At 37.2% G+C, this 10,729-nt stretch carries 9 protein-coding genes; 3 read left to right on the forward strand and 6 right to left on the reverse strand.

What is annotated here, in order from left to right:
- The 6 genes from G322_RS20890 to G322_RS0113955 all read right to left on the reverse strand — a co-directional run.
- The coding region (locus G322_RS20890) for a flavodoxin domain-containing protein (protein WP_033422185.1) at positions 1 to 486 on the reverse strand (486 nt) is incomplete at its 3' end.
- Between the two features lie 478 nt (positions 487 to 964).
- Entirely contained in the window at positions 965 to 2,995 is a 2,031-nt protein-coding gene (locus G322_RS0113935; protein ID WP_022942359.1) for a dipeptide ABC transporter ATP-binding protein, read from the reverse strand.
- Between the two features lie 2 nt (positions 2,996 to 2,997).
- Positions 2,998 to 3,849 carry an ABC transporter permease gene (locus tag G322_RS0113940; RefSeq protein WP_022942360.1) on the reverse strand — a complete coding sequence of 284 codons (852 nt, stop codon included), beginning with the start codon at positions 3,847 to 3,849 and terminating at the stop codon, positions 2,998 to 3,000.
- Between the two features lie 13 nt (positions 3,850 to 3,862).
- A complete protein-coding gene (locus G322_RS0113945) occupies positions 3,863 to 4,837 on the reverse strand; it encodes an ABC transporter permease (protein WP_156873971.1) in 975 nt (324 codons plus the stop codon).
- Between the two features lie 17 nt (positions 4,838 to 4,854).
- Positions 4,855 to 6,408 carry an ABC transporter substrate-binding protein gene (locus G322_RS0113950; protein ID WP_022942362.1) on the reverse strand — a complete coding sequence of 518 codons (1,554 nt, stop codon included), beginning with the start codon at positions 6,406 to 6,408 and terminating at the stop codon, positions 4,855 to 4,857.
- Positions 6,409 to 6,855: 447 nt separating this feature from the next.
- A complete protein-coding gene (locus G322_RS0113955; RefSeq protein WP_022942363.1) occupies positions 6,856 to 7,146 on the reverse strand; it encodes an ArsR/SmtB family transcription factor in 291 nt (96 codons plus the stop codon).
- Positions 7,147 to 7,265: 119 nt separating this feature from the next.
- On the opposite strand from G322_RS0113955, the gene G322_RS0113960 reads away from it, so the two are divergent.
- The 3 genes from G322_RS0113960 to dmeF form a co-directional block, all read left to right on the forward strand.
- Positions 7,266 to 8,186, forward strand: coding sequence for a permease (locus tag G322_RS0113960; protein WP_022942364.1), 921 nt, complete (start codon positions 7,266 to 7,268; stop codon positions 8,184 to 8,186).
- A 156-nt stretch (positions 8,187 to 8,342) separates the two neighbouring features.
- A complete protein-coding gene (locus tag G322_RS0113965) occupies positions 8,343 to 9,650 on the forward strand; it encodes a MipA/OmpV family protein (protein WP_022942365.1) in 1,308 nt (435 codons plus the stop codon).
- A gap of 189 nt (positions 9,651 to 9,839) precedes the next feature.
- Positions 9,840 to 10,729: CDF family Co(II)/Ni(II) efflux transporter DmeF (gene dmeF / locus G322_RS0113970; RefSeq protein WP_022942366.1), on the forward strand; the 890-nt coding region annotated here is incomplete at its 3' end.

Raw genomic sequence — 10,729 nt, forward strand, 5'->3', positions numbered from 1 at the left:
TTTGCCTGTTTGGCAGAAAAACTCGTAACTTGAATCACCAAGTCCTAACACTGCAAATTTTAGTGAATCTAGTTTTGGTGCTTTTTTAGAGGCTAAGAATGCATGTAAATCAATAGCATCATCGGGCGCTTCACCCTCACCGTTGGTACTGGCAACAATAATAAGATGGCTTTCATCTTTAATACTTTTTATTTTGTAATCGGCCATCGAGATAACACGGTGCGCGATACCTTTATTCTCTGCTTGCTCAGCTAACTGCTCCGCCACACCTTTACAGTTGCCTGTTTGTGTACCATATAAAATGGTCAGACTTTGGCCTGAACTTACCGTCGCTTGTACGCTTACTGGTGTTTGACTAACACCTGCTAAATAACCACTTACCCATGCGGTTTGCATCGGATCAAGTCCTGCCATCGCTTGTTGTAACTGCGAGAGTTGCAACGCTGATAAAGGCGAGGTTAATGCCGAGAGATTCGTTAATGCCATGAAGCTGTTTTCCACTATTACAAAAGATGGGTGAAGTTTACGCCTCACTTTTCTAACAATAAAAGAATTAAACGGGCTTTTTTATAACAAAATGGAATTAAGGAACGAGAGGCTATTTTTGTAGCTAAAGAGATGGCTGTTTTCGATATTTTTTATCTAGGCTAAACCAACGCGTTAAAATATAAAAAATCTGGTTGTCCCGATCTTTTTTAGAAGAAATTAGCCATGTGATCATGGCTAATTTCTTCATTTAAAAAGTTAGATAAACTGCTTGCCACTGAATAAAGTGACAAGATAATCAATGTACAGCTCAATGATTTTAAGCTGTAAGTTGAAGTGTGTTAGCTCTACAGGGATAATTCGATGTAATATTTTTAATGACTAAATGGTCTAATAGAGGCATTTTACAACCTAAACTCTCCTCTTTTTTTAGAAGCGACTTAGTAAAATGTTGCATGTTCAGTGAACCTCTAAATGATTAAGCGAGATGACTAAATATGGGTTTAGTGGCAGTGAGTTCACTCGCCGTAACATGGCATGCGATTTTATGCCCATTGCCAAAATCAATAAAGGGTGGGGCAGTATTATCACAAATGCCCTCTATTTTTTTATGGCATCTGCTCTTAAAATAACAACCGCTAATCACGGCTGTTGCATTAGGGATTTCTCCGTTAATATTCACTTTCCGCTGTGCTAAATTGGGCTCTATGATAGGAATCGCTGATAACAATCCTTCAACGTAAGGGTGATAAGGAGGGCTAAATATTTCTTTTGGTGTTCCAATTTCACATATTTTACCGAGATAAATCACCATAATACGATCACATAAATGCCTCATCACAGCAAGATTATGACCGATGAATATATAGGTGGTGCCGTATTTTTCTTGCAACTCATGCAATAAATTTAAAATGCCGGCTTGCACTGATACATCTAGCGATGAAATAGGCTCATCTAATATAATTAATTCAGGATTTGAAGCAAAGGCGCGTGCAATACCTACTCTCTGCTTTTCTCCACCGGAGATTTCACTTGGATAACGATGAATATAACGTGCATCTAAGCTGACCATGGTTAATAAATCAATGACTTTTTTGTGGACATCTTGCTTGGGAATTTTTTCATGTAGAGTAAGACTGCGCCCTATTATTTGTCCGATGGTTCTTTGTGGGTTTAACGTGGCTTCGGGGTTTTGAAATACCATTTGAATATTTTTCTTCAAATCTTTAGATCTTTTTTTAGCATTAGATATATTATTGTTATTAAATAATATACTGCCAGCACTGAGCTCATTTAAACCAATGATACACCGAGCAAGGGTTGTTTTACCACAACCGCTTTCGCCTACAATGCCTAATATTTCACCTTTTTTGCAGGTAAAACTAATATCGTCAAGGGCTCTTGATTTACCGCCTGCAACGGGGAAAAATTTGCTCAATGAATTCACCACTAACAAATCTTTCTGTGGCTGTTTTTTTAACTCATCTATTTTTAAGTCTAGCTCTTTAGTTGGCTGTTCAGGTAATGTTGTTAAAAAACATTTAGACTTTCTGCCTATACTGAGTTCTGCCATTTCTGGTATTTCATTAAAGCACCTATGTTGTGCATATTGGCATCTTTCTACAAAAATACATCTTTCTTTTAGTTGCTTTAAATCGGGTAAATTTCCTTTTATCACCTGTAATTTTTGTTTACTTTCAGAGGTATCAAAAGTAGATGGGATACATGCTAATAAATTTTTAGTATAGGGGTGAGGTGGGTTATTGAAAGCATCTTTCACAGAGGTTTCAGAAACGAGCTCTCCTGCGTATAAAATACCGACTTTATCGCATATGTTCTTAACTACCCCCATGTCATGAGTGATGTATAAAACAGCGGTATTATGCTCTTTTTTCATGGTATTAATGAGCTTTAAAATTCTATCTTGTGTTGTAACATCTAACCCGGTTGTTGGTTCATCCATCACAAGTAGCTTAGGGTTTGTACAAAAAGCCATGGCGATTAAAATTCTTTGTTGTTGGCCACCACTTAATTGGTGTGGGTATTTGTCTACCGTGAGTTCAGGTGTTGGAATGTGCACTTCTTCTAATATTTTAATGACTTTCTTATTAATTTCATTATTAGTGAGCTGGCTATGTATTTTGAGTATTTCCGATATCTGAGCACCTATTTTATGACTTGGGTTTAAACTAGTCAGCGGATCTTGAGGAACAACTGCTATTTTTAATCCTCTTATTTTTTGTAACTGTGTTTGATTTAAATCCGCTAAGTTAATGCCATCAAAAAAAATACAGCCATTGGTTTGCTCGCCGTTGCTCGCGAGGTAACTCATAATTGAATAAGCAATAGTACTCTTACCACTGCCAGATTCGCCCACTAGACCATAGGTTTCACCCGCTTTAATCGTGAATGAAACATTTCTAACCGCTTTAATTGATTGGCCGGCAACGTGATATGTTATCTCTAGATTTTCTACAGATAAGATCGTTTTTGTCAATTTTTTTTGCATTTCTATAGACCTTTTGATCTTGAATGTTTAATCAGTAAAAGATCTTTAAGCCCTTCACCAAATATATTGATAGTGATAACTGTGATTATAATTGCGATACAAGGAACAAAAACAGGCCAAGGATTATCAAGCATATAAGCTCTTTCTGTGTAAGCCATTAAGCCCCAGTCTGGTGTTGGGGGGGGAGGGCCAAGGCCAATATAACTTAGGCTTGCAGTGAGTAGTATTGCGTAACCTAAACGTATTGATCCTTCAACGATAATGGTGGGCCATAGATTAGGCATTATTTCTTTAAAAATAATATAAGAAACCGACTCACCGGATACTTTTGCCGCATCAATATACTCTAAATTAACGATATTAAGTGCCTGTGAACGTATCACTCGCATGGTTCTAGGAATATAAATAACGGCGATGGCAATGATCGCTGTGACGGTGCTAGCGCCCAAAATACCAATGACTAACATAGCAAAAACTAAAGATGGAAATGACATTAAGACATCATTGCAACGCATAATAAAGGCATCTATTTTTCCTCCATAATAGGCGACATAAACACCAATAACAGAGCCAAAAAATAAAGCAATCATGGTACTTATTAGGGCAATAAAGAGGGTGGATTGGCTACCTACAATGACACGACTGAGTATATCTCTACCAAATCGGTCAGTACCAAGCCAAAAGTCTTTTGAGGGTAATTCTTTCAAATGATCGTAGTACATCATATTGGCATCATAGGGGGCGATCTGTTTGGCAAAAATACTTATTATTAATAAGCTAATAACCACCACCGTGCCGAAAATTAATTTATTTGGCATTCTTTTTAAGAACATCAATACGCTATTATTTTTCACAATATATAATGACCTATGAATAAGATATTTTAGGATTTAATCTGCTGTACAGAATATCTGCCGCTAAATTAGAGATGACATAAATTAAGGATATAATCATCATTGTTGCTAATATCAGAGGAATATCTCTTTGATTAAGCGCCATAATAATTAAATTACCAATGCCAGGATAAGAAAAAACTACTTCAACAATCACGGTGCCTGCGATGATTTGTCCTATATTAAAAGCGATAACAGTGACGGTGGGTAATAAACCATTCTTTAGTGCATGAACCCAAACAACACGTTTATAGGGCACGCCTTTTAATAATGCAGTGCGCACATAATTTGATTTAAGCTCTTCAATCATTGACGCTCTTGTTTGTCGGCTGACATAAGCGATACTGCCAAAGGCAATGGTTAAGCTAGGAAATATTAACACCTTAAAATAAGTTGTCATTGACTGCCATACGCTCATTGAATCGGTATCGATGGTATTAAACGCTGCGGGTATCCAATTAAGCTGCACAGCAAAAATATAAATAAAGACAGTACCAATTAAAAACTCAGGAATAGAGAGCATTAATATCCCTAAAAAAGAGATACTGTGATCTATTTTTTTGCCTTCATTAATCGCAGAAACAACACCAGAAACCAAGCCAACAACGATCATGATCATAATGGCAGGAACAGCCAGCAATAATGAGTTATATATACGTTCACTGATGATGGGGGCAATCGGTGCGTTAAAAATATAAGAGGTACCTAAGTCTCCTTGTAAAAGAGCCACTAACCAATGGAGATACTGTTGATATAAAGGTAAGTCTAATCCTAGTTGCGCGCGTAACTGAGCAACTGTTTCTTGACCGACAGACTGTAATGATAAACCACCTAACATCAAATCGATGGCATCACCAGGCATCATATTGGTAATAACAAAAATAAAAATGGATGTGACAAAAAGAATAATAACGGTTGCTAATATTCTTTTTGCTATAAATTTTGCCAATAAATCATTGCCCACAATTAATGACTCAGCCAAAGTTTATCAACATACCAATAGGTTAATGGGTGATGTTTGGCATTGTGTACTTTTTTGGTTACAACAGCATAGGCATCTTTAAAATAAGGAATGATAGTCACGTTAGAGTCACTAATTATTTTTTGAGCTTGTGCATATTTCGCTTTTCTAATGTCTATATTAGATTCACCTTCTGCTTCATCTAACAGTCTATCTAACTCAGGATTATTAATATGAGACTCGTTTGAGCTTCCATCACTATGGTAAAAAGGTTTAATGGATGCACTGATGGTGGCTCTTCCACCCCAATTACCGGTCATAAATGGGACTTTAAAATCGATATCAGTCCAATATGTTGCTATATCAACCAGTTTAATATCAATGTTTAAACCCGCTTGTTTCGCCATTTGTTGAAATGCAGTGGCAGACTCACTCATACCTGCTCTGCCCGTACTGGTGTACAGTGTAAAATGTGTGCCTTCTTTGATACCTGCTTCTTTTAATAATTTTTTAGCCAATTTAATATTTTGTTTTTTAGGTTTTATATCGTGATTAAAATAAGGATGAAAAGGCGGTACCGGTTGATCATTGGCAACGGTTCCGTAGCCAGAAAGAGCAATGTTTATTATGGCTTCTCGATGGATCATGTATGAAATAGCTTCACGTAATTTTTCATTATTAAAAATTTCTGCTTTTTCTTTGTCTGCCCCTTCTTTAATTATTGGTTTTAAGTTTAAAATAAAGGGTTGGTATCCAGGTGTTGCACCACCGACAAGCACTAAACTTTCATCTTTTTTAGCCGTCGATATTAAGTCATAATTAATACGATACATCATTTGCACTGCACCGCTTTGTAGTGCTGCTAATTGTGATGTGTTTTCTTTAATTGGTACTATTTTGAACTTGTCTACATAAGGAAGCGCTTTACCATCCTCACCATTTAAATAATAATAAGGGTTTTTAACTAAGGTGGTAACGCCACCAGGGGTCCAACTTTCTAATATAAAAGGGCCTGACGAAATAGGTTTTGTGTTGATGTCATTAATATTTTCTTTGGCAATGATACGCGGGTAAACACCCCCTAAATCAATGGGTAATTCTAAGTATGATTTAGTGAGGATAATTTTAACGGTATTTTTGTCTAGCACAATTATTTCTTTGATGGGACCCACTCGGGTATAACCTCGTGGAGATTGTTTCCTATCTAACACTCTATTTAAAGAAAACTTAACATCTTCAGCGGTAATATCTCGTCCATTTGAAAATTTGGCATTTTTATTTAGGTGGAAGGTCCAATTAATGGCTTTACCTTCATGTGACCAATCGGTTGCTAGTTCAGGCTGTGCATTTAAATTTTCATCGATTCTGGTCAAAGTACTAAATAAGTGAAATGTTGCATGATAAGAATCAGCCCCTACCACTTTGTGTGGATCAAGTGTTTTCACCGAGCTATTGACGGCGAGTGAGAGCACTCCCCCTCTTTCTAGGGAATAGGCGGGATAACTAATCAGAGCCACGGTAAAGCAAGCTCCTAACACAAGACTGTTGATTTTATTCATATAACATAGTTCCTTAAATGATTATTTTAAAAATAATAAAGGCTCCAAAAAAGAGGAGATTTAAAGTTGTACGATTTTTATGATAATTAGATAGCATACAGCCTAAATTATTTTAGGCTACATACTTACATAACGGTATCATTACAGTATCCTATAATTTAATCTAACTTCTTGATGTGGTGACATACTATCGACGATAAAATTTATAACGTGTGATAAGTTTTATAGTGAAGGCGCTGTTGTAGAACACTTCTGAGTAATATTTCGTTTGCTTTAGGATGTGAAATTGTCAGCCCAGTATATTTTCATTTCTATAAAGAGAGGCTGATTAAACTCTCTTCAATCAACAACCCATGGTCGAAAGTGCCTTCTTTTTATATTTTAGCTTATTGATCGATCTTTACTCTAAACCATCTGGGAAAAGCGTGTAGCGAGGTGGGGAGGATATCAAACCTCATTAATACAACACTCATCCTGCATAAAGGCAATGACTGTATTTAATTGTTCATAGTCTGCCACGCAATATAATGTACGTCCTTCTCTGCGTTGAGAAATAAGCCCCGCAGAAACTAAACCAGCAATATGATGCGACAATGTAGAAGCTGGAATCGTTAACTCTTCCTGTAATACTCCCACCGGTATCCCTTGAAAGCCTGCTCTCACTACGCTTTTAAATATCTTTAGCCGCGTGACATGACCTAACTCTTTTAATGCTTTAGCAATAACTTCAATATCCATAACGATGCTCTTTAAAATATATATTTCGATAATAACAGAAATGACTTGCGCATAGCAATCCTATTGACTTATGATTCGGTTATTCTAGAAATATGGTTTTAATAACAAAGGAACAAGATATGTTTACAATTAATGCACAAATGGTAACAGACACACTTAATATGTTTGCTTTTTTAGCCGTAGAGTTAACGTTGCTTTTTTTACTGATAAGTTATGCCGTCGGTGTATTGCAACTTTATATTCCACCAGAAAAAATTCAAAGTATCTTAGGGGCTAAAAAAGGTAAAGGTTATATTATCGCAGCGCTACTTGGGGCGATAACACCTTTCTGCTCATGCTCGACAATCCCTTTCTTAAAAGGTCTATTACGTGCTAAAGCAGGGTTTGGTTGTATGATGGTATTTCTTTTTGCAAGCCCGTTATTAAATCCAATTATTATTGGGTTATTCGTCGTCACTTTTGGTTTAAAAGTGACACTGTTTTATTTTGCTATTTCGATGGGGGTCTCTATTCTTGCTGGATACCTATTAGAGAAATTCGGATTTGAAAAATATATTAAGGCAGAAGCTTATAATCCACCTAAAGCGCAAGGTTGCTCATCGGGCTGTGGTACAAAATCAAAACCTATCAGTAAGTGGTTAGCGATTTGGCATACAACATGGACTGATTTTAAAAAGGTATTACCCTATTTGATGGGTGGTATCGCACTTGGCTCGCTTATTTATGGCTTTATGCCTACCGAGTTTATCGCCCGTGTCGCTAATGACAATAATCCTTTTGCTGTACCCGTTGCGGCTATTATTGGTATACCTTTGTATATTCGAGCAGAAGCCGTTATTCCACTTAGCGCCGCACTGGCAGCCAAAGGAATGGGGTTAGGTGCGGTCATGGCATTGATTATTGGCAGCGCAGGAGCAAGTCTAACCGAAGTGATTTTATTGAAGTCGATATTTAAAAACCAAATGATTTTCACCTTCTTAGCCGTTATCCTTTCGATGGCAATGTTAGCGGGTTATTCATACGGTTACTTTTTTAAATAAACAGATTAAAAATATGAACTTATATGTCTCTGCTTTAGCTGGGGCATTATTGTATTAAATATTAAAAAGGTGCAATGGATGCCGTGGGGGAAGCACTGCTAAGTGGGTTTATTGATTGCTTGCGGTATAATAAAATAAATCATAAAAGGATCTTACATGAAGCTGTTATACCTATTCTTCTTTTTATTACTACCTTCCTTACTTTTCGCACAGCAAGGCTCTGTTCAAACAGAACCCCAAAAAAGAGCCGAGTCTATCCCTGAATGGGGAATTGTAATCGGCTCACGCACCGCTTCTATTCCTTACCATGCTGCAGAAGAGAGTACGGTGACTGATTTTGTACCTAAAATGTATTATGAGGGTGATTACCTCTACCTGCGGGGGGAATATGGTGGTTTGCGTTTTTTTGAGCGTGAACAATATAATTTTAGTGTTATTGGTCGTTACCGCTATTTTGATATTCCACAGCAGTATCAACGAGAATTTCATGGTACTAATATCGATATGGGGTTACAGGCGGAGTATCTGTTTAAAGCTAACTTCCCACTGCAACTAGAGTTGTTGTCAGACAGTGACGGTAATAGTTATGGTAATGTGAACCTGCGCTATCAAGTTGATTATAAAGATTTTGATATCGAACTTCACAGTACTTTTCGTTATAAAAGTGGTGAGTTTAATAACCTCTATTATGGTTTAGGTCGAGATGATATTGGCAGTGATTTAGATCTAAAAGTCGGTACTGAGGTACGTTATCACCTGTTTAGTAACCTTTATTTATTGGGTGAGGTGAGCGTGAATATGCTCGGTAATAAAACCTATCAAAGTGAGTTGATCGATTCCCGTTTTGAAAGCGAATATTATTTAGGTTTTGGTCTCTTTAATAATAAAGAGCAACAAGAGTACCTAACCCTGCCTGAAAACCATTATCTGCGTGTTGCTTATGGTTGGGCTACCCCCTCTAATATAGGTGAAATTATTGGTGGTGAAACAGAAAAAGATCAATACAATAACCGTTTAACGTCCATTTTTTACGGGATACCATTGACGGAAACACTTTTTGGTTTTCCCATTGAATTTTATTTAACCCCAGGTTTTGTGTATCACTTTGAATCTGATGTGCAAGATCCTATCACTGAATATGTTGTCGCCATTAAAGCCTATTACGCCTTTACTTGGCCTGTGCGTTGGCGTTTTGGTGTTGCCGAGGGGCTCTCTTATGTTTCTGAAGTAACCTACATTGAAAAAAATGATGATCCTGATAATCCCGGCAGTCAAATCCTTAATTATTTAGATTTCACCTTAGATATTAACCTCGGTGATGTGACCCGCGTAAAAGCGTTAGATAAACTTTGGTTAGGTTACTCAATGCATCATCGCTCTGCTATTTTTGAAAGTAGCTCGCTATTTGGGCGCAGTAAAGGGGGCAGTAACTACAACACTGTATATCTACAGTGGCATTTTTAATTAAACTACATCATGGCGTTGCCCTGAGCATTTATAGAGATCAAGCGCTTTCAATTTTAAAGGTGAACAGTCGTTATGTATATTTTAACCTAAAGCAGATCAATGTTTTGTGTGATCCTGATAGATAACATCCTTTGATTAACTTATAGTTCGCAACTCAAACTATAAGTTAATCAAAGGAAAGTGTAAATGGATGATCACAATACCGATGCTAATACAGATACTGCGGTGCAAAACTGGCAACATCAACATAGTTTCACTCAAGAAAATAATCAGGGGGAGCGCAATACTTTATATGTTCTAATTTTAACCGTGGTGACTATGGTCGCTGAAATCATTGCTGGGATGATTTATGGTTCGATGGCGTTGCTTGCCGATGGTTGGCACATGGGCACACATGCGGCTGCTTTTTTAATTACTCTGTTTGCTTATTATTATGCACGCAAGCATAAAAACAGCGCTAAATTTGCTTTTGGGCCAAGTAAAGTGAGCGTACTTGCTGGATTTAGTAGTGCCATTGCATTGCTGTTAGTGGCGTTGATCATGATTGCAGAGTCAACCTTACGGCTGTTTAGTCCACAAGATATTTACTTTAAAGAAGCGATATTTGTGGCGTTAATTGGATTAACCGTTAATGTGATCAGTGTGTTTTTGTTAAAAGATCATCACTCTCATGATCATCACCATGCTCACTGTGATGATCTGCATAACAACCACCATGATGAACATCATCATGACCATAATCTACGTGCGGCTTATTTTCACGTGCTTGCCGATGCGTTAACCTCTATTTTGGCGATTGTTGCACTGTTATTAGGCATGTATTTTGGATTAAGTTTTTTAGATCCTGTGATGGGCATTGTCGGTGCGCTAATTATTAGCCGTTGGGCATGGGGATTGTTGACACAAACGGGACCGATATTATTAGATAAAAGTATCGATCCTCATTATAAACAGCAGATCATCAACTGCATTGAATCTGAGCCTGATCAACAGATCAGTGATATCCATATTTGGAAAATCAGTGCCGATCATTTTGCTGCTATTATCTCGGTGGTTTCGGTGCAGCCCTTAACAAC

It is taken from the genome of Psychromonas hadalis ATCC BAA-638 (genome assembly GCF_000420245.1).
Classification (GTDB): Bacteria; Pseudomonadota; Gammaproteobacteria; order Enterobacterales; family Psychromonadaceae; genus Psychromonas; species Psychromonas hadalis.

Coding starts and splice junctions, on each gene's coding strand:
- G322_RS0113935 (WP_022942359.1), bottom strand. CDS start 2,995: ATGCAAAAAAAATTGACAAAAACGATCTTATCTGTAGAAAATCTAGAG.
- G322_RS0113950 (WP_022942362.1), bottom strand. CDS start 6,408: ATGAATAAAATCAACAGTCTTGTGTTAGGAGCTTGCTTTACCGTGGCT.
- G322_RS0113955 (WP_022942363.1), bottom strand. CDS start 7,146: ATGGATATTGAAGTTATTGCTAAAGCATTAAAAGAGTTAGGTCATGTC.
- G322_RS0113965 (WP_022942365.1), top strand. CDS start 8,343: ATGAAGCTGTTATACCTATTCTTCTTTTTATTACTACCTTCCTTACTT.
- G322_RS0113960 (WP_022942364.1), top strand. CDS start 7,266: ATGTTTACAATTAATGCACAAATGGTAACAGACACACTTAATATGTTT.